General features: G+C 61.8%; 27 protein-coding genes and 1 other annotated feature. All 27 genes read right to left on the reverse strand.

Annotated features, from left to right (window positions below; all coding sequences use genetic code 11):
• Positions 1-5: 5 nt before the first annotated feature.
• The 27 genes from BWR19_17555 to BWR19_17685 all read right to left on the reverse strand — a co-directional run bounded on the left by BWR19_17555 (position 6) and on the right by BWR19_17685 (position 19,474).
• The gene (locus BWR19_17555) at positions 6-1,337 is read right to left on the reverse strand and encodes a preprotein translocase subunit SecY (protein ID APX94587.1); all 1,332 of its coding nucleotides are present in this window, start codon (positions 1,335-1,337) and stop codon (positions 6-8) included.
• Complete coding sequence (locus BWR19_17560) at positions 1,338-1,772, reverse strand: 50S ribosomal protein L15 (protein APX94588.1); 435 nt, start codon at positions 1,770-1,772, stop codon at positions 1,338-1,340. It abuts the gene before it with no gap.
• 3 nt (positions 1,773-1,775) lie between these two features.
• Entirely contained in the window at positions 1,776-1,958 is a 183-nt protein-coding gene (locus tag BWR19_17565) for a 50S ribosomal protein L30 (GenBank protein APX94589.1), read from the reverse strand.
• A 6-nt stretch (positions 1,959-1,964) separates the two neighbouring features.
• A complete protein-coding gene (locus BWR19_17570; protein ID APX94590.1) occupies positions 1,965-2,465 on the reverse strand; it encodes a 30S ribosomal protein S5 in 501 nt (166 codons plus the stop codon).
• A gap of 12 nt (positions 2,466-2,477) precedes the next feature.
• Positions 2,478-2,828, reverse strand: coding sequence for a 50S ribosomal protein L18 (locus BWR19_17575; GenBank protein ID APX94591.1), 351 nt, complete (start codon positions 2,826-2,828; stop codon positions 2,478-2,480).
• A 9-nt stretch (positions 2,829-2,837) separates the two neighbouring features.
• A complete protein-coding gene (locus BWR19_17580) occupies positions 2,838-3,368 on the reverse strand; it encodes a 50S ribosomal protein L6 (GenBank protein APX94592.1) in 531 nt (176 codons plus the stop codon).
• Between the two features lie 9 nt (positions 3,369-3,377).
• On the reverse strand, positions 3,378-3,770 hold the full coding sequence (locus tag BWR19_17585) for a 30S ribosomal protein S8 (GenBank protein APX94593.1): 393 nt from the start codon (positions 3,768-3,770) through the stop codon (positions 3,378-3,380).
• Between the two features lie 31 nt (positions 3,771-3,801).
• Entirely contained in the window at positions 3,802-4,107 is a 306-nt protein-coding gene (locus BWR19_17590) for a 30S ribosomal protein S14 (protein APX94594.1), read from the reverse strand.
• A 10-nt stretch (positions 4,108-4,117) separates the two neighbouring features.
• Positions 4,118-4,657, reverse strand: a complete 540-nt coding sequence (locus BWR19_17595) for a 50S ribosomal protein L5 (GenBank protein ID APX94595.1) — start codon at positions 4,655-4,657, stop codon at positions 4,118-4,120.
• Between the two features lie 18 nt (positions 4,658-4,675).
• The gene (locus tag BWR19_17600) at positions 4,676-4,990 is read right to left on the reverse strand and encodes a 50S ribosomal protein L24 (GenBank protein ID APX94596.1); all 315 of its coding nucleotides are present in this window, start codon (positions 4,988-4,990) and stop codon (positions 4,676-4,678) included.
• A 14-nt stretch (positions 4,991-5,004) separates the two neighbouring features.
• On the reverse strand, positions 5,005-5,376 hold the full coding sequence (locus tag BWR19_17605) for a 50S ribosomal protein L14 (protein APX94597.1): 372 nt from the start codon (positions 5,374-5,376) through the stop codon (positions 5,005-5,007).
• 54 nt (positions 5,377-5,430) lie between these two features.
• Positions 5,431-5,691 (reverse strand): 30S ribosomal protein S17, encoded by a 261-nt coding sequence (locus BWR19_17610; protein ID APX94598.1) that lies wholly within the window; start codon positions 5,689-5,691, stop codon positions 5,431-5,433.
• Between the two features lies 1 nt (position 5,692).
• Positions 5,693-5,884, reverse strand: a complete 192-nt coding sequence (locus tag BWR19_17615; GenBank protein ID APX94599.1) for a 50S ribosomal protein L29 — start codon at positions 5,882-5,884, stop codon at positions 5,693-5,695.
• Positions 5,884-6,297, reverse strand: coding sequence for a 50S ribosomal protein L16 (locus tag BWR19_17620; GenBank protein APX94600.1), 414 nt, complete (start codon positions 6,295-6,297; stop codon positions 5,884-5,886). Before BWR19_17620 ends, BWR19_17615 begins: the two co-directional genes overlap by 1 nt.
• Before the next feature lie 15 nt (positions 6,298-6,312).
• Entirely contained in the window at positions 6,313-7,011 is a 699-nt protein-coding gene (locus tag BWR19_17625) for a 30S ribosomal protein S3 (GenBank protein ID APX94601.1), read from the reverse strand.
• Positions 7,012-7,022: 11 nt separating this feature from the next.
• Entirely contained in the window at positions 7,023-7,355 is a 333-nt protein-coding gene (locus BWR19_17630) for a 50S ribosomal protein L22 (protein ID APX94602.1), read from the reverse strand.
• 18 nt (positions 7,356-7,373) lie between these two features.
• Positions 7,374-7,649 carry a 30S ribosomal protein S19 gene (locus BWR19_17635; GenBank protein ID APX94603.1) on the reverse strand — a complete coding sequence of 92 codons (276 nt, stop codon included), beginning with the start codon at positions 7,647-7,649 and terminating at the stop codon, positions 7,374-7,376.
• Positions 7,650-7,671: 22 nt separating this feature from the next.
• Entirely contained in the window at positions 7,672-8,499 is an 828-nt protein-coding gene (locus BWR19_17640) for a 50S ribosomal protein L2 (protein ID APX94604.1), read from the reverse strand.
• A 17-nt stretch (positions 8,500-8,516) separates the two neighbouring features.
• The gene (locus BWR19_17645) at positions 8,517-8,813 is read right to left on the reverse strand and encodes a 50S ribosomal protein L23 (GenBank protein APX94605.1); all 297 of its coding nucleotides are present in this window, start codon (positions 8,811-8,813) and stop codon (positions 8,517-8,519) included.
• Positions 8,810-9,418: a 50S ribosomal protein L4 gene (locus BWR19_17650; GenBank protein APX94606.1), complete on the reverse strand. Its 609-nt coding sequence runs from the start codon at positions 9,416-9,418 to the stop codon at positions 8,810-8,812. Before BWR19_17650 ends, BWR19_17645 begins: the two co-directional genes overlap by 4 nt.
• Before the next feature lie 14 nt (positions 9,419-9,432).
• Positions 9,433-10,071 (reverse strand): 50S ribosomal protein L3, encoded by a 639-nt coding sequence (locus tag BWR19_17655; protein ID APX94607.1) that lies wholly within the window; start codon positions 10,069-10,071, stop codon positions 9,433-9,435.
• A gap of 16 nt (positions 10,072-10,087) precedes the next feature.
• Positions 10,088-10,147: a sequence feature (possible 23S ribosomal RNA but 16S or 23S rRNA prediction is too short), on the reverse strand.
• Positions 10,148-10,234: 87 nt separating this feature from the next.
• Positions 10,235-10,546, reverse strand: a complete 312-nt coding sequence (locus BWR19_17660; GenBank protein ID APX94608.1) for a 30S ribosomal protein S10 — start codon at positions 10,544-10,546, stop codon at positions 10,235-10,237.
• Between the two features lie 167 nt (positions 10,547-10,713).
• Positions 10,714-11,907, reverse strand: a complete 1,194-nt coding sequence (locus tag BWR19_17665) for a translation elongation factor Tu (protein APX94609.1) — start codon at positions 11,905-11,907, stop codon at positions 10,714-10,716.
• A gap of 29 nt (positions 11,908-11,936) precedes the next feature.
• Positions 11,937-14,057, reverse strand: a complete 2,121-nt coding sequence (locus tag BWR19_17670) for a translation elongation factor G (GenBank protein ID APX95091.1) — start codon at positions 14,055-14,057, stop codon at positions 11,937-11,939.
• A gap of 78 nt (positions 14,058-14,135) precedes the next feature.
• Positions 14,136-14,606, reverse strand: coding sequence for a 30S ribosomal protein S7 (locus BWR19_17675; GenBank protein APX94610.1), 471 nt, complete (start codon positions 14,604-14,606; stop codon positions 14,136-14,138).
• Between the two features lie 112 nt (positions 14,607-14,718).
• On the reverse strand, positions 14,719-15,093 hold the full coding sequence (locus BWR19_17680; protein ID APX94611.1) for a 30S ribosomal protein S12: 375 nt from the start codon (positions 15,091-15,093) through the stop codon (positions 14,719-14,721).
• A gap of 163 nt (positions 15,094-15,256) precedes the next feature.
• Positions 15,257-19,474, reverse strand: coding sequence for a DNA-directed RNA polymerase subunit beta' (locus BWR19_17685; GenBank protein ID APX94612.1), 4,218 nt, complete (start codon positions 19,472-19,474; stop codon positions 15,257-15,259).
• Between the last annotated feature and the right edge of the window lie 4 nt (positions 19,475-19,478).

A 19,478-nucleotide genomic window follows, 5' to 3' on the forward strand; every position in this document is an offset into this window, starting at 1 on the left:
GCGCCTCAGCGCATGATGCCGCCGCTACCGTAGCCTTTCAGGTTGGACTTCTTCATCACCGACTCGTACTGGTGCGACATGAGGTGCGACTGCACCTGGGCCATGAAGTCCATGATGACCACGACCACGATCAGAAGCGAGGTACCGCCGAAGAAGAACGGCACGTTCCAGGCCACGATCAGGAACTGGGGCATCAGGGAAACCGCAGTGATGTACAAGGCACCGAACAGGGTCAGACGGGTCATGACCTTGTCGACATAGCGAGCGGTCTGCTCGCCAGGGCGAATGCCCGGGAGGAAGGCCCCTGACTTCTTGAGGTTGTCAGCGACATCCTTGGGGTTGAAGACCAGCGCTGTGTAAAAGAAGCAGAAGAATATCACCGCCGCGCCGAAAAGCAAGATGTACAGCGGCTGTCCCGGCCCGAGGGCGAGTGACGCCGTCTGCAGCCAGTCCATTCCCTCGCCGGCGCTGACCCATTGGCCGAGCGAGGCGGGGAACAGCAGGATACTGGACGCGAAGATCGCCGGGATGACACCCGCCATGTTGACCTTCAGCGGCAGATAGCTGCTCTGACCGGCATACATCTTGTTACCCACCTGGCGGCGCGGATAGTTCACCGTGATGCGGCGTTGGCCGCGCTCGATGAACACCACGAACGCCACCGTGGCGATACCCAGTACCGACAGCGCCAGCAGCGGCAGGACGTTCCAGGCACCTTCGTTGCGCGCCAGCTCGAAGGCCTGGCCCACAGCGCCCGGCAGGCCTGCGACGATCCCGGCAAAGATCAGCAGCGAGATGCCGTTGCCGATACCCTTCTCGGTGATCTGCTCCCCCAGCCACATCATGAACACGGCGCCAGCGACGAAGGTCGTCACCGCCGTGAAATAGAAGCTGAAGTCAGCGGTATAGGCAATGCCCTGGCCGGCCAGGCCGACGGACATGCCGACCGCCTGGATGAAGGCCAACACCACCGTACCGTAGCGCGTGTACTGGCTGATCTTGCGACGGCCGGCCTCGCCTTCCTTCTTGAGCTGCTCAAGATGGGGCGAGACAGCAGTCATAAGCTGCATGATGATCGACGCCGAGATGTACGGCATGATGCCGAGGGCGAAGATACTCATGCGCTCCAGGGCACCGCCCGAGAACATGTTGAACATGCCCAGAATGGTGCCCTGCTGCTCCCTGAACAAGGCAGCAAGCTGGTCAGGATTGATACCGGGCACGGGGATGTGGGCACCGATCCGGTACACCACAATGGCGAGGAGCACGAAGCGCAGACGCGCCCACAGTTCACCCAGACCGCTGCCCATCGCCGGCATTTTTCCTGACTTAGCCATTTAGTCCTCTACCTTGCCGCCGGCGGCTTCGATCGCGGCACGGGCACCCTTGGTGACCTTGATGCCGCGGACGGTAACCGCCTTGTTCAGTTCGCCGGAGAGCATCACCTTGGCATGCTGCGTGGCGTCCTTGATCACGTTGGCCTGCTTCAAGGTCTCCAGGGTGATCTCGCCACCCTCGACCTTGGCCAGCTCGGCCAGACGTACTTCTTCAGACACCAGCGACTTCATGGAGGTGAAGCCGAACTTCGGCAGCCGACGCTGCAGCGGCATCTGGCCGCCCTCGAAACCGGGCTTGACCGTGCCACCGCTGCGCGACTTCTGACCCTTGTGGCCACGGCCGCCGGTCTTGCCCAGACCGGAGCCGATGCCACGGCCGACGCGCTTCTCGGCGTGCTTGGAGCCCGGTGCCGGGCTCAGGCTATTGAGTTTCATGGATTACTCTCCCTCAACGCGCACAAGGTAGTTAACCTTGTGGATCATGCCGCGTACGGCAGGGGTGTCTTCCAGTTCGACCGAGTGTCCAATGCGGCGCAGCCCCAGGCCCTTCATGGTGGCCTTGTGCTTGGGCAGGATGCCGATGGAACTACGGATCTGGGTAACCTTGAGTGTTGCTGCCATGGTGTCTTACCCCGTGATCGCTTCGACAGACAGGCCGCGCTTGGCGGCGATGTCGTCCGGAGACTGCATGGAGGAGAGACCGTTGATGGTCGCACGCACCACGTTCACCGGGTTGGTGGATCCGTAGCACTTGGCCAGGACGTCGTGGACGCCGGCCAGCTCGAGCACGGAGCGCATGGCACCACCGGCGATGATCCCGGTACCCTCGGAGGCCGGCTGCATGAATACCTTGGAGGCGCCGTGACGGGCCTTCACCGGGTACTGCAGCGTGTGGCCGCTGAGGCTGACCTTGATCATGTTGCGGCGCGCCTGGTCCATGGCCTTCTGGATCGCGACCGGCACTTCACGTGCCTTGCCGCGACCGAAGCCGACACGACCATTGCCATCGCCAACGACGGTCAGAGCGGTGAAACCGAAGATACGGCCACCCTTGACCACCTTGGCGACACGGTTGACCTGCACGAGCTTCTCTTGCAGATCACCGTTGTTCTGTTCGTTCTTCGCCATCGTAAAAACCCTTTAGAATTCCAGGCCGCCTTCACGAGCGGCGTCGGCCAGGGCCTTGACACGACCGTGGTACTTGAAACCAGCCCGGTCGAAGGCAACCTGAGTGATGCCCGCTTCCTTAGCGCGCTCGGCAATCAGTGCACCGACCTTGGCGGCCGCGTCTGAGTTCCCGGTCGCACCCTCACGCAGGGCCTTATCCAGCGTCGAAGCACTGGCCAGGACCTTACCACCATCCGGCGAGATGATCTGCGCATAGATGTGGCGGGGGGTACGGTTTACGCACAGGCGGAACACGCCCAGCTCGCGAATCTTGGCGCGAGCGCGGCGGGCACGACGGAGACGAGATTCTTTCTTCGCGTTCATAACCCTGCCTTACTTCTTCTTGGCTTCTTTGCGGCGGACTTGCTCATCGCCGTACCGGATACCCTTGCCCTTATAGGGCTCGGGCGGACGGAAGGCGCGGATTTCCGCGGCGACCTGGCCGAGCTGCTGCTTGTTCGCGCTCTTCAGCACGATCACGGTGTTCTTCGGTGTTTCCACCGAGACACCTTCCGGCAGCGTGTATTCGACCGGGTGGGAGAAGCCGAGTGTCAGGTTGAGCGTCTTGCCACTTGCCTGGGCACGATAGCCGACGCCATTGATCTCGAGGGACTTGGTGAAGCCCTCGCTTACACCGGTGACCATGTTCTGGACCAGTGCACGGGTAGTGCCGGCCATCGCCCAGCTCTTGGCGGACTCGCTCGGCGCGAAGGTCAGTTGACCCTCTTCCTGTCCGATGGTCACGTCGCCATGAACGCTCATGGACAGCGTGCCTTGAGCGCCCTTGACGGACAGCTGGTCGCCGTCGAGTTTTGCCTCGACGCCGCTGGGCAATTTAACCGGATATTTGGCTACGCGGGACATTCCAAACTCCTAGAATACGGTGCAGATGACTTCGCCACCGACACCAGCCTGACGAGCCGCACGATCGGTCATCACGCCATTAGAGGTGGAAACGATCGCAATACCCAGGCCATCGGCGACTTTCGGCAGTGCGTCCTTGCCCTTGTACTGGCGCAGGGACGGCTTTGACACCCGCTGAATGTGCTCGATGACGGCCTTGCCCTCGAAATACTTGAGGGTCACGGTCAGCTCGGGCTTGGTACCTTCAGCGACGGCGAAGTCGTTGATGTAGCCCTCTTCCTTCAGTACGCGGGCCACCTCGACCTTCAGCTTGGAGGACGGCATGGTGACCGTCTCCTTGGTGGCCATCTGCGCATTGCGGATACGAGTGAACATATCCGCCAGCGTATCTTGCATGCTCATTACGTTGCGCTCCTGATGATTCTGCGTGGCGTTACCAGCTGGACTTCTTCAGCCCAGGGACATCGCCCCGCATGGCGGCTTCACGCAGCTTGTTGCGGCCGAGGCCGAACTTGTTGTAGAAACCGTGCGGACGGCCGGTGATACGGCAGCGGTTACGCTGACGCACCGGGCTCGAGTCGCGCGGCAGCTGCTGCAGCTTGAGCTGCGCGTCGAAGCGCTCTTCGTCGGAAGCGTTCACGTCGTTAATGATGGCCTTAAGCTCGGCACGCTTGGCGGCGTACTTCGCGACCAGCTTGGTACGCTTGAGCTCACGCTCTACCATGCTTTTCTTTGCCATGATCCCACCCTTATTTCTTGAACGGGAAGTTCAGCGCGCTCAGCAGCGCACGACCTTCTTCATCGGTGTTGGCAGTGGTGGTGATGGTGACGTCCAGACCACGGATCCGATCGATCTTATCATATTCGATCTCCGGGAAGATGATCTGCTCACGCACCCCCATCGAGTAGTTGCCACGACCGTCGAAGGACTTCGGGTTGAGACCACGGAAGTCACGTACGCGGGGGATCGCGATATTCACCAGGCGGTCCAGGAAGTCCCACATGCGCGCACTGCGCAGTGTGACCTTGATACCAATGGGCCAGCCTTCACGCACCTTGAAGCCCGCGATGGACTTGCGTGCCTTGGTGACCATCGGCTTCTGACCGGAGAGCTTCTCCAGGTCGCCGACGGCATTTTCGATCAGCTTTTTATCGCTGGTCGCTTCGCCGATACCCATGTTGAGGGTCACCTTGGTGATCCGGGGTACCTGCATAACGTTGGCGTAGCTGAACTGCTCTTTGAGTTGAGCCACCACCTCGTTCTGATAACGTTCTTTCAAGTTCGCCATTTTGCTACCCGACTCGCGTTAGGCGTCGATCTGCGTCTGCGTCGACTTGTAGATACGTACCTTGGTACCGTCTTCCTTCACCTGGAAGCCGACGCGATCCGCCTTACCGGTCTCCGAATTGAAGATGGCTACGTTGGACGCGTGAATCGGAGCCTCGCGCTCGACGATACCGCCCTGATTGCCCGCCATGGGATTGGGCTTGGTGTGACGCTTGATCATGTTCACACCGGACACCACGAAGCGGTTTTCGAGAACCCGCTTAACGGTGCCACGCTTGCCCTTATCCTTGCCGGCGATGACGATCACTTCGTCATCACGTTTGATCTTTTGCATATCCGCCTCGCTCCTTACAGCACTTCAGGCGCCAAGGAAATGATCTTCATGAACTTTTCATTACGAAGTTCACGAGTGACCGGCCCAAAAATACGGGTTCCGATCGGCTGCTCGTTGGTGTTGTTCAACAGAACCGCCGCATTTCCATCGAAGCGGATCAGCGAACCGTCGGGACGACGGACGCCACTGCGGGTGCGAACGACCACTGCCTTGAGGACCTGGCCTTTCTTGACCTTGCCCCGCGGAATGGCTTCTTTCACCGTTACCTTAATGACATCACCCACGCGGGCGTAGCGACGGTGTGAACCGCCCAGCACCTTGATGCATTGCACCCGGCGCGCTCCGCTGTTGTCGGCGACATCCAGCATTGTCTGAGTCTGAATCATCGGTTTTCTCCAAACCTAATCTGACTGCACTGGTTTCGAAGGCGCTTGCCGAGCCTAGCCCTTGGCTTGCTCGACCACCTCGACCAACGTCCAGGCTTTCTTCTTGGACAGGGGACGCGATTCCTGAATGGAAACGGTGTCGCCGTCCTTAGCCTGATTCGCCTCGTCATGGGCGTGCAGCTTGGTGGAGCGCTTCATGTACTTACCGTAGATCGGGTGACGCTCGCGGCGCTCGATCATCACGACGATGGACTTGTCCATCTTGTCGCTCACCACCTTGCCGGTGAGCGTACGGGCTTTCTTTTCTTCGGCCATCTCAGTCACCTGCCTTCTCGTTGAGCACAGTCTTCACGCGGGCAATATCCCGACGGACCTGCTTGAGCAGATGAGTCTGGCTCAGTTGGCCGGTGGCCTTCTGCATGCGCAGGTTGAACTGCTCGCGGAGGAGTTCGAAGAGCTGCTCGTTGAGCTCTTCTACTGACTTTTCACGAATTTCCTGGGCTTTCATCACATCACCGTCCGTTTCACAAAGGTGGTGGAGACCGGAAACTTCTGAGCGGCCAGGCTGAACGCCTCGCGTGCCAGCTCTTCAGAAACGCCTTCGATCTCGTACAGGACACGGCCTGGCTGGATCTGTGCGACCCAATACTCGACCGAGCCCTTCCCCTTACCCATACGGACTTCCAGGGGCTTCTTGGAGATCGGCTTGTCCGGGAACACGCGGATCCAGATCTTGCCACCACGCTTCACATGACGGCTGATGGCACGACGACCCGCTTCGATCTGGCGGGCGGTGACGCGACCGCGACCGGTGGCCTTGAGGCCATACTCACCGAAACTCACCTTGCTTCCGCGATGCGCCAGACCACGGTTGCGGCCTTTCTGCATCTTGCGGAACTTCATACGCTTGGGTTGTAACATCGATTCGCTCTCCCCTTACCTGGAACCTTTCTTCTTGGAGGGCGCGTTCGTCGGCTGCTTAGCCTTGGCGCGAACCTCTTCGATGCCCCCGAGGATTTCACCCTTGAAGACCCAGACCTTGACACCGATGATGCCGTAGGTGGTCTTGGCTTCGTAGGTGGCGTAGTCGATGTCCGCACGCAGGGTGTGCAGCGGCACACGGCCTTCGCGGTACCACTCGGTACGTGCGATTTCCGCACCGCCGAGACGACCGGACAGCATCACCTTGATGCCGCCTGCGCCGAGGCGCATGGCGTTCTGCACGGAACGCTTCATGGCGCGACGGAACATCACCCGGCGCTCGAGCTGGCCGGCAATGTTCTGCGCGACGAGCTGGGCGTCGAGTTCCGGCTTGCGGACCTCTTCGATGTTGACGTGCACCGGCACACCCATCATCTGGGTGACGTCGCGACGCAGCTTGTCGACGTCCTCACCCTTCTTGCCAATCACGATGCCCGGACGGGCAGTGTGAATGGTGATACGGGCGTTGTTCGCCGGACGCTCGATGTGGATGCGGCTCACGGACGCATTCTTCAGACGCTCCTCGAGGAAGCGACGCACTTCGAGATCGTTGTTCAGCTTGTCGGCATAGGCACCGCGCTCGGCGTACCACACCGAGGTATGGTCTTTGACGATACCCAGCCGAATACCTGTCGGATTTACTTTCTGACCCATCTGGTCGACTCCTACTTCTCGGCTACCTTGACGGTGATGTGGCAGGTGCGCTTCAAGATACGATCCGCACGGCCTTTGGCGCGCGGCTGGATGCGCTTGAGCGTCATGCCCTCATCGACACAGATGGTCGAGACACGCAGCTCGTCGATGTCCATGCCGTTGTTTTCTTCCGCATTCGCGATGGCGGACTGAAGCACTTTCTTGACCAGCTTGGCAGCCTTCTTCGGTGAGAAGGTCAGCAGGTCAATAGCTTCGGCGACCGGTTTACCGCGCACCTGGTCAGCCACCAAACGGGCCTTCTGGGCGGATAAACGAGCGCCACGCAGCTTAGCTGTGACTTCCATCTCTCAATCCTCTCTGGCTTACCGTTTGGCTTTCTTGTCCGCCGCATGACCGCGATAAGTGCGGGTGGCAGCGAATTCGCCCAGCTTGTGGCCAACCATTTCCTCGGAGACATGCACCGGGACGTGTTGGCGACCGTTATGGACTGCAATGGTGAGGCCCACCATGTTCGGCAGGATCATGGAGCGACGCGACCAGGTCTTGATCGGTTTGCGGTCGCTCTTCTCCACTGCAGCCTCAACCTTCTTCAGCAGATGAAGGTCGATAAAAGGACCTTTCTTCAGTGAACGTGGCACAGCCGTTACCCCTTAATGTGTGTTACTTGGCCTTGCGGCGACGAACGATAAGCTTGTCGGTGCGCTTGTTCTTGCGGGTCTTGTGGCCCTTGGTGGGGATACCCCACGGGGAGACCGGGTGACGACCACCGCTGGTGCGGCCTTCACCGCCACCGTGCGGGTGATCCACCGGGTTCATTGCCACGCCGCGAACAGTCGGACGCACACCTCTCCAGCGCTTCGCACCGGCCTTGCCAAGTTGACGCAGGCTGTGCTCGGAGTTGCTCACTTCACCCAGGGTCGCACGGCACTCGGCCAGGACCTTGCGCATCTCGCCGGAGCGCAGACGCAGCGAAGCATAGTTGCCTTCGCGGGCGACCAGCTGAGCACTGGTACCGGCGCTGCGTGCGATCTGAGCGCCCTTGCCGGGCTTCAGCTCGATGCAGTGCACGGTGGAGCCCACCGGGATGTTACGCAGCGGCAGGGTGTTGCCCCGCTTGATGGCTGCGTTGACGCCGGACTCGAGGGTATCGCCCGCCTTCACGCCCTTGGGCGCGATGACGTAGCGGCGCTCGCCGTCCAGGTACTTGAGCAGTGCAATGTGGGCACTGCGGTTCGGGTCATACTCGATGCGCTCAACGGTGGCGGGAACGCCATCCTTGGTGCGCTTGAAGTCGACCAGACGATAGTGCTGACGGTGGCCACCGCCCACGTGACGGGTGGTGATGCGACCGTTGTTGTTACGTCCACCGGACTTGGACTTCTTCTCAAGCAGCGGCGCGTAAGCGCGGCCCTTGTAGATCTCGTCGTTGACGATCTTGACGACGTGACGACGACCGGCGGAAGTGGGTTTAGTCTTGACTACTGCCATGATCCGTACTCCTGCCCTTATTCGGCGCCAGAGAAGTCTTCGAGCGTCTCGCCCGCGGCCAGGGTCACATACGCCTTGCGGTAACCCTTGCGCTGGCCGATGCCATGTGCGGTGCGCTTGGTCTTGCCCTTCATGTTCAGGACCTGCACGCGATCGACCTTCTTGCCGAAGAGGGCCTGGACGGCCTTCTTGATTTCCGGCTTGGTCGCGTCATCCGCCACCTTGAACACATACTGATTGCGCTCGGCGGCGAAGGCGGCCTTCTCGGTCATGTGCGGACCAAGCAGAACCTTGAATACACGTTCCTGGTTCATGCCAGCTTCTCCTCGAATTTACGCAGAGCAGAGACGGTGACCAGCACCTTGTCGAAGGCGACCAGGCTAACTGGGTCGGCGGCGGCGACGTCCACCACATCCACGTTGGGAATGTTGCGGGCGGCCAGGTAAAGCTTCTCGTCGACCTCTTCGGTGACGATCAGCACCTTCTCCAGACCCAGCTCGCCGAGCTTGGCGACCAGCTGCTTGGTCTTGGGCGCGTCGACGGTGATCTCCTCGACCGCCACCAGACGCTCCTGACGCACCAGCTCCGAGAGGATCGAACGCATGGCCGCGCGGTACATCTTGCGGTTGACCTTCTGCGAGTGGTCCTGGGGACGCGCCGCAAAGGTCACACCGCCGCTACGCCACAGCGGCGAGCGGATGGTACCGGCACGAGCGCGACCGGTGCCCTTCTGGCGCCACGGCTTCTTGCCACCGCCGCGCACTTCAGAGCGGTTCTTCTGGGCACGGCTACCCTGGCGGCCACCGGCCAGATAGGCGGTGACGACCTGGTGTACCAGTGCTTCGTTGAATTCTTTGCCAAAGGTCGCATCGGACACTTCGACAGTGCCGGCGCTGGCACCTGCGAGATTCAAATTCATCGGTTCCAACCCCCTCAGCGAGCTTTGACGGAAGAGCGCACGACGACATCGCTACCCGGCGCACCAGGGACAGCGCCCTTGATCAGCAGCAGGTTGCGTTCGGCGTCGACACGGACGACTTCCAGGCTCTGCACGGTGCAGCGGGCGTTGCCCATCTGACCGGCCATCTTCTTGCCTTTGAAGACGCGACCCGGGGTCTGGCACATGCCAATGGAGCCCGGTGCACGATGCGACAAGGAGTTGCCGTGGGTGTTGTCCTGGGTGCGGAAGTTCCAGCGCTTGACGGCGCCCTGGAAGCCCTTGCCCTTGGAGGTACCGGTCACATCGATGATCTGACCAGCTTCGAAGAGGGATACGGTGAGTTCGCCACCCACTTCCGGAGCTTCGTCGCCTTCGGCAAGACGGAATTCCATCAGTGAACGACCGGCCTCGGTCCCTGCCTTGGCAAACTGTCCAGCTTGCGCCTTGGTCAGGTGCTTGGCCTTGCGGGAACCGGTTGTCACCTGGACTGCGCTGTAGCCGTCGGCTTCGACGGTCTTGACGCGAGTCACGCGGTTAGGCTCAACCTCGATAACGGTTACGGGCACGGATGCGCCATCTTCGGTGAAGACACGGGTCATGCCCGCCTTCTTACCGACTAAACCGATAGTCATGTTCAGTCTCCTAATAGTGTACGGGGCTATCACCCGCTATGGCTGCCCTTTCCAGAGCATTCCACTAGCACGTTGTATGACGCCATCCCGGCGTGGCGGCTGCTGCTCGGCGCTGTCTTGTTGACGTTCGCCGGGCGCTGGGCCGCGAGTGTCTAGTGAGGTCTCAGTCGAGTTTGATTTGCACGTCCACGCCAGCGGCGAGGTCGAGCTTCATCAGTGCGTCAACGGTCTTTTCGGTGGGTTCGACGATGTCGAGCACACGCTTGTGAGTGCGAATCTCATACTGGTCGCGCGCGTCCTTGTTGACGTGCGGCGAGATCAGGATGGTATAGCGCTCACGATTGGTCGGCAGCGGGATCGGACCGCGCACCTGAGCACCGGTACGCTTGGCGGTTTCAACGATCTCCGCGGCGGACTGGTCGATCAGGCGGTGGTCGAACGCTTTCAACCGAATGCGAATCTTTTGGTTCTGCATTTGCCCTAAACTCCAATGGATGTCGACGGCGCGAGCCGTCTACCCACGCATTCAAAGGATGCGCATTATAGGCATGGCGTCAGCCGGAGTCAAACACTCTGGCGAAAACATGCGCAGAAAGGGGGCCCCCGCAGGAGCCCCCTTCGATCATCAGGCGAGCCTAAGGCTTACTGGATGATCTTGGCGACAACACCGGCGCCGACGGTACGGCCGCCTTCGCGGATCGCGAAGCGCAGGCCGTCTTCCATGGCGATCGGTGCGATCAGGGTGACAACCATCTTGACGTTGTCGCCCGGCATGACCATCTCGACGCCTTCCGGCAGTTCACAGGTACCGGTCACGTCGGTGGTACGGAAGTAGAACTGCGGACGATAGCCCTTGAAGAACGGCGTGTGACGACCGCCTTCTTCCTTGGACAGCACGTAGACTTCGGCTTCGAAGACGGTGTGCGGCGTGATGCTGCCCGGCTTGGCCAGGACCTGGCCACGCTCGACGTCGTCACGCTTGGTGCCGCGCAGCAGGGCGCCGACGTTCTCACCGGCACGACCTTCGTCGAGCAGCTTGCGGAACATCTCGACACCGGTAACGGTAGTCTTGGTGGTGTCCTTGATACCGACGATCTCGATCTCTTCGCCGGCCTTGACGATACCGCGCTCGATACGCCCGGTCACCACGGTGCCGCGACCGGAGATAGAGAACACGTCCTCGATCGGCATCAGGAACGGCTGATCGATGGCACGCTCCGGCTCCGGGATGTACTCGTCCAGGGCCTTGATCAGGTTGGCAACGGCGGTGGTGCCCATGCCGTTGTCGTCTTCACCGTTCAGCGCCATCAGCGCAGAGCCGATGATGATCGGGGTGTCGTCGCCCGGGAAGTCGTACTCGGAGAGGAGTTCACGCACTTCCATCTCGACCAGCTCGAGCAGCTCTTCGTCGTCGACCATGTCGGCCTTGTTCAGGAACACGACGATGTACGGCACGCCAACCTGACGCGACAGCAGGATGTGCTCGCGGGTCTGCGGCATGGGGCCGTCGGCGGCGGAACAGACCAGGATAGCGCCGTCCATCTGGGCAGCACCGGTGATCATGTTCTTGACGTAGTCGGCGTGGCCCGGGCAGTCGACGTGCGCGTAGTGGCGCTCTTCGGACTGGTACTCGACGTGGGCGGTGGCGATGGTGATGCCGCGCTCACGCTCTTCCGGAGCGTTGTCGATGGTGTCGAACTGGCGCCATTCGCCGCCGAACACCTCGGCAGACACGCGAGTCAGGGCCGCAGTCAGCGTGGTCTTGCCGTGGTCGACGTGACCGATGGTGCCGACGTTGACGTGCGGTTTGGAACGTTCAAATTTTTCCTTAGCCACTGCTATAACCTCTTTACGTTAGCTAACGGTTAACCGTTCTGGTTGATGACGGCTTCAACGACGCTGGAGGGCGCCTCGTCGTACTTTGCAAACTCCATGGAGTAGCTTGCGCGGCCCTGGGTCTGAGAGCGCAGGTCGGTCGCATAACCGAACATCTCACCCAGCGGCACCATTGCGCGGATGATCTTGCCCGAAGACGAGTCATCCATGCCCTGCACCAGACCGCGACGACGGTTCAGGTCGCCCATGACGTCACCCATGAATTCCTCGGGGGTCACGACTTCGACCTTCATCATCGGCTCCAGCAGCACGGCCTTGGCCTTTCTGGCACCTTCTTTGATCGCCATGGAAGAGGCGATCTTGAACGCGGTCTCGTTGGAGTCCACGTCGTGATAGGAGCCATCGTACAGCGTGACCTTGACGTCGATCATCGGGTAGCCCGCGATGACACCGTTTTGCAGCTGCTCATAGGCCCCTTTCTCGACGGCCGGCACGTATTCCTTGGGAACCACGCCGCCGACGATTTCGGAGGAGAACTTGAAGTGGACTTCTTCGTCCTCTTCCTTTTCCGCTTCGGTGAACGGCTCGATGCGCAGCCAGACATGACCGAACTGGCCACGACCGCCGGACTGACGCACGAACTTGCCTTCCTGCTCGACGCTGCCGCGAATGGTTTCGCGGTAGGCGACCTGCGGCTTGCCGATGTTGGCCTCGACCTTGAACTCGCGACGCATGCGGTCAACGATGATGTCGAGGTGCAGCTCGCCCATGCCGGAGATGATGGTCTGGCCGGTCTCCTCGTCGGTCTTGACGCGGAACGACGGGTCCTCCTGGGCCAGCTTGCCCAGTGCCACGCCCATCTTCTCCTGGTCGGCCTTGGACTTCGGCTCAACGGCCACCGAGATCACCGGATCCGGGAACTCCATGCGCTCGAGGACGATCTTGTCGTTCAGGTCGCACAGGGTGTCACCGGTAGTGACATCCTTGAGGCCGATACAGGCGGCGATATCGCCGGCGTAGACCTCTTTGATCTCCTCGCGCGAGTTGGAGTGCATCTGCACGATACGGCCGACGCGCTCCTTCTTGCTCTTGACCGAGTTGAAGATGCTGTCGCCCGACTTCAGCACGCCCGAGTAGACGCGGATGAAGGTCAGGGTGCCGACGAACGGGTCGGTGGCGATCTTGAACGCCAGGGCCGCGAACGGCGCGCTGTCGTCAGCCTCGCGGGTGGCGATGGTGCCATCCTTGTCGTCCAGCTCACCCTCGATGGCCTTGACCTCGGTGGGTGACGGCATGAACTCGATGACGCCGTCGAGAACCGCCTGGACGCCCTTGTTCTTGAACGCCGAACCACAGGTGACCAGCACGATCTCGTTGGCCAGGGTGCGCGCGCGCAGGCCGGCCTTGATCTCTTCGATGGTCAGCTCGCCGCCCTCGAGGTACTTGTCCATCAGCTCCTCAGAGCCTTCGGCAGCGGCCTCGATCATCTCCTCGCGATACTTCTCTGCAGTCTCTTGCAGCTCGGCGGGGATGTCGGCCAGGTCATAGCTCATGCCCAGGTCGTCTTCGTTCCACAGGATCGCCTTCATCTGCAGCAGATCGATGACGCCCTTGAAGTCTTCCTCGGTGCCCCAGTTGATCTGGATCGGCACCGCGTTGGCGCCGAGGCGCTCCTTGAGCTGGTCGACGACCATGAAGAAGTCGGCACCGGCGCGGTCCATCTTGTTGACGAACACCATGCGCGGCACTTCGTACTTGTTGGCCTGGCGCCATACGGTCTCGGTCTGCGGCTGTACGCCGGAAGAGCCGCATAGCACCACCACCGCGCCGTCGAGCACGCGCAGCGAACGCTCGACTTCGATGGTGAAGTCGACGTGCCCCGGGGTGTCGATGATGTTGATGCGGTGCTCATCGAACTGCTTGTTCATGCCCTGCCAGAAGCAGGTGGTCGCCGCGGAGGTGATGGTGATACCACGCTCCTGCTCCTGCTCCATCCAGTCCATGGTGGCGGCGCCATCATGAACCTCGCCGACCTTGTGTGACAGGCCGGTATAGAACAGGACACGCTCGGTGGTAGTTGTCTTACCGGCGTCAACGTGGGCGACGATACCAATGTTGCGGTAACGCTTGAGCGGAGTCTTGCGTGCCACGATGGAATTCCCCATTGGTTGCACGTGCTACCCGCCAGGGCAGCACGTCGTGTATGGAAGTCGGCGAGCGCGCCGTGCTTAGAACCGGTAGTGGGAGAAGGCCTTGTTGGCTTCTGCCATGCGGTGCACGTCTTCGCGCTTCTTGACAGCCGCGCCCTTGCCTTCGGCGGCATCCAGCATTTCGCCGGCGAGACGCTGCACCATGGTCTTTTCACCACGGTTGCGAGCGGCGTCTACCAGCCAGCGCATGGCCAGGGCCTGACGGCGAGAGGGACGAACTTCCACGGGCACCTGGTAGGTTGCACCACCGACCCGACGTGACTTGACCTCGACCATGGGCTGGATGGTTTCCAGCGCCTTGTCGAAGATCTCCAGCGGCTCTTCCTTGCTGCGCTCGATGACGATGTCGAGCGCACCATAGACGATCTTCTCAGCAACAGACTTCTTGCCGCTGATCATCAGGTGGTTCATGAACTTAGCCAGGCGCTCACTTCCGAACTTGGGATCCGGCAGAATCTCGCGCTTCGCTGCTACTCTTCTTCTAGGCATGATAAGCCCTCAGGTAAAGGGTCCTTCAGGTAAACCCGAGACTCGCCCATGCGGGCCGCTCGACCTTACTCTTATCTGACCGTTGCAATACTGTATGTCGTAACGCCTCGGCTTATGCCTTGGGACGCTTGGTGCCGTACTTGGAACGGCCCTGCTTGCGGTTCTGGACACCCGAGGTGTCGAGGGCACCGCGCACGGTGTGATAACGCACACCCGGCAAGTCCTTGACGCGGCCACCGCGGATCAGGACCACGGAGTGCTCCTGCAGGTTGTGGCCTTCGCCGCCGATGTAGGACGACACTTCGAACCCGTTGGTCAGGCGCACGCGGCAGACCTTACGCAGGGCCGAGTTCGGCTTCTTCGGGGTGGTGGTGTAGACACGGGTGCAAACCCCGCGCTTTTGCGGGCAGGCCTGCAGCGCCGGAACGTCGCTCTTGGCGACGGGACGCTTGCGCGGCTTGCGCACGAGCTGATTGATAGTTGCCATGGTCTGTTGCTGACTCCAATGGTTGCCTTGGCCTTTTGAGCGGGTGCGGGCGTACCCACCCCACTATTGAAGGCTGCGCATTCTACTGTCTTGCTGCAATGCCCGTCAAGCCTAGGCCCGACCAACGCGGCGCCGTATCCGGCGCCGCGCTGCATGGCACTGCCTAGATGTCGTCGTCATCGGCATCGAGGGCGGTGAGCTGGGCGCCCAGCTCCTGCTCGACGTCGAAGGCCGACGGGCTGAGCGTACGCTCGGCGTCTTCACGCTTGCGCTTGCGCTCGGCGTGGTGGGTGAGGCCGGTACCGGCCGGGATCAGGCGTCCCACCACCACGTTTTCCTTGAGGCCGCGCAGGTAGTCGCGCTTGCCGGTCACCGCCGCCTCGGTCAGCACCCGCGTGGTCTCCTGGAAGGAGGCCGCGGAGATGAACGACTCGGTGGCCAGGCTGGCCTTGGTGATGCCGAGCAGCAGGCGGTCGTACTTGGCCGGGAACTTGTCCTCCGCCGCCAGCCGCGCGTTCTCTTCCAGCACCCGCACCAGCTCGACCTGATCGCCGGTGATGAAGCTGGAGTCACCGGCATCGGTGATCTCGATCTTGCGCAGCATCTGACGCACGATCACTTCGATGTGCTTGTCGTTGATGCCCACGCCCTGCAGGCGGTAGACCTCCTGGACCTCGGCGGTGATGTACTTGGCCAACTCCGTGACACCCAGCAGACGCAGGATGTCGTGGGGGTTGCTGGGACCGTCGGAGATCACTTCGCCCTTCTCGACGGTCTCACCCTCGAATACCGCGATCTGGCGCCACTTGGGGATCAGCATCTCGAACGGATCGCCGGATTCCGGGGTAATCGCCAGCCGGCGCTTGCCCTTGGTCTCCTTGCCGAAGCTGATCACGCCGCTGATCTCGGCGAGGATCGCCGGCTCTTTCGGCTTGCGCGCCTCGAACAGGTCGGCAACCCGCGGCAGACCACCGGTGATGTCCTTGTTGCCGGACGCCTCCACCGGAATACGCGCCACGACTTCACCGATACCCACCTTGGCACCGTTCTCCGCCGAGATGATCGCCTTGCCCGGCAGCAGGTACTGCACCGGGGTATTGGAGCCCGGCAGCGCGACGTGCTCGCCGGCATCGTTGGTCAGCATGACCATCGGACGCTTGTCACGACCGGCGGCAGGACGCGAGGCCGACTCGATCACCTCGATCGACGATAGGCCGGTCATCTCGTCCACGCTGCGGTGGATGGAGATGCCCTCCTCCATATCGATGTACTGCACCTTGCCCTCGACCTCGGCAACGATCGGGTGGGTATGCGGATCCCACTTGGCGACGGCCTGGCCGGCGTCGACCGCGTCGCCGTCCTTGACCGACAGCTCGGCACCGTAGGGCAGCTTGTAGTACTCGCGCTCGCGGCCATGGTCGTCGGCGACGGCCAGGGCGCTGGAGCGGGAGACCACCACCAGCTTGCCGTCGGCACGCTCTACCGACTTGATGTTGTGCAGGCGCACGCGCCCGCCGTGCTTGACCTGAACGCTGTCCACCGCCGAGGCCCGCGAGGCGGCGCCACCGATGTGGAAGGTCCGCATGGTCAGCTGGGTGCCCGGCTCACCGATCGACTGAGCAGCGATGACGCCCACCGACTCGCCGATGTTGACCTGATGGCCCCGCGCCAGGTCGCGGCCGTAACAGGCCGAGCAGACGCCGTGGGCGGTTTCACAGGCGATGGTCGAGCGCACTACGATCTCGTCGACGCCCATGGTGTCGAGCTCGGCGCACCACTTCTCGTCTAGCAGCGTGCCGCGCGGGATCAGCACTTCGTCGCTGGCCGGATCGATGACGTCCTGGGCCACCACGCGACCCAGCACGCGCTGGGCCAGCGAGACGATGATGTCGCCGCCCTCGATGACCGGGTGCAGCGTCAGGCCCTCTTCGGTACCGCAGTCGGTCTCGGTGATGACCAGGTCCTGGGCCACGTCGACCAGGCGACGCGTCAGATAGCCGGAGTTGGCGGTCTTGAGTGCCGTATCCGCCAGACCCTTACGCGCGCCGTGGGTGGAGATGAAGTACTGGAGTACGTTCAGGCCCTCACGGAAGTTGGCGGTGATCGGGGTCTCGATGATCGAGCCGTCGGGCTTGGCCATCAGGCCACGCATGCCCGCCAGCTGGCGGATCTGGGCGGCACTACCACGCGCCCCGGAGTCGGCCATGATGAACACGCTGTTGAACGAGTCCTGCTCTACCTCGTTGCCGTCGCGGTCGACCACGGTCTCCTTGGAGATCCCCGCCATCATCGCCTTGGCCACCTTGTCATTGGCCTTGGACCAGATATCGATGACCTTGTTGTACTTCTCGCCGGCGGTGACCAGGCCCGAGGAGAACTGGTCCTCGATCTCCTTCACCTCGTCCTCGGCGTCATCGACGATGCCCTTCTTGGCATCGGGGATGACGAAGTCGTTGACGCCGATGGAAGCACCCGACCAGGTCGCCATGCGGAAGCCGGTATACATCAGCTGGTCGGCGAAGATCACCGCTTCCTTGAGGCCGGCGCGGCGGTAGACCTCATTGATCAGCCTGGAGATCGCCTTCTTCTTCATCGGCTGGTTGACCAGCTCGAAGGGCGCCCCCTTGGGCAGAATACGGAACAGCAGGGCACGGCCCACGGTGGTATCGAAGATCGAGGTCTGCTCGATCTTCTCACCGCCCTCTTCCTCCGCCAGGTACTCGGTCAGGCGCACCTTGACGCGAGCGTGCATGGAGACGCTCTGGGTACCGTAGGCGCGCTCGACTTCCTTGAGGTTGGAAAAGACCATCCCCTCGCCCTGGGCGTTGATCTTTTCGCGGGTCATGTAATACAGACCCAGCACCACGTCCTGGGACGGCACGATGATCGGCTCGCCGTTGGCCGGCGACAGCACGTTGTTGGTGGCCATCATCAGCGCACGGGCTTCGAGCTGGGCTTCCAGGGTCAGCGGCACGTGAACCGCCATCTGGTCACCGTCGAAGTCGGCGTTGTAGGCGGCACACACCAGCGGGTGCAGCTGGATCGCCTTGCCCTCGATCAGCAGCGGCTCGAAGGCCTGGATGCCGAGACGGTGGAGGGTCGGCGCGCGGTTGAGCAGCACCGGATGCTCGCGGATGACGTCGGCGAGGATATCCCACACCTCGGGCAGCTCGCGCTCGACCATCTTCTTGGCCGCCTTGATCGTCGAGGCGTAGCCCAGCGACTGCAGCTTGGAGTAGATGAACGGCTTGAACAGCTCCAGCGCCATCTTCTTGGGCAGGCCGCACTGGTGCAGGCGCAGGGTCGGGCCAACGGTGATCACCGAACGGCCGGAGTAGTCGACGCGCTTGCCCAGCAGGTTCTGGCGGAAGCGCCCCTGCTTGCCCTTGATCATGTCGGCCAGCGACTTCAGCGGGCGCTTGTTGGACCCGGTGATGGCACGGCCGCGACGGCCGTTGTCGAGCAGCGCATCCACCGACTCCTGCAGCATGCGCTTCTCGTTGCGCACGATGATGTCCGGCGCGTTGAGGTCGAGCAGCCGCTTGAGGCGGTTGTTGCGGTTGATCACGCGGCGATACAGATCGTTGAGATCCGAGGTCGCGAAACGGCCGCCGTCCAGCGGCACCAGCGGACGCAGGTCCGGCGGCAGCACCGGCAGCACCTCCATGACCATCCACGCCGGCGCATTGCCGGACTTGTAGAAGGCCTCGAGCAGCTTGAGGCGCTTGGAGAGCTTCTTGATCTTGGTCTCGGAGTTGGTCTGCGGAATCTCTTCACGCAGGCGGTCGATCTCCTCGGCCAGGTCGATGTCCTTGAGCAGCGCCTGGACGGCCTCGGCGCCCATGCGCGCGTCGAAGTCGTCACCAAACTCCTCGAGGGCCTCGAAGTACTGCTCATCGTTGAGCAGCTGACCACGCTCCAGCGTGGTCATGCCCGGGTCGATGACCACGAAGCTCTCGAAGTAGAGCACCCGCTCGATGTCGCGCAGGGTCATGTCGAGGAACATGCCGATGCGTGACGGCAGCGACTTGAGGAACCAGATGTGCGCGACCGGCGAGGCCAGCTCGATGTGGCCCATGCGCTCACGGCGCACGGCGGCCTTGGTCACCTCGACGCCGCACTTCTCGCAGATGATGCCGCGGTGCTTCATGCGCTTGTACTTGCCGCACAGGCACTCGTAATCCTTCACCGGACCGAAGATCTTGGCGCAGAACAGGCCATCCCGCTCCGGCTTGAAGGTGCGGTAGTTGATGGTCTCGGGCTTCTTCACTTCGCCGTAGGACCAGGAGCGGATCATTTCCGGCGACGCGAGCGTGATCTTGATCGCGTCAAACTCTTCGGACTGAGCCTGCGATTTGAGGACTTTCACCAAATCTTTCATTGGG

The sequence above is a fragment of the Halomonas sp. 1513 genome, from assembly GCA_001971685.1.
Taxonomy (GTDB): Bacteria; Pseudomonadota; Gammaproteobacteria; order Pseudomonadales; family Halomonadaceae; genus Franzmannia.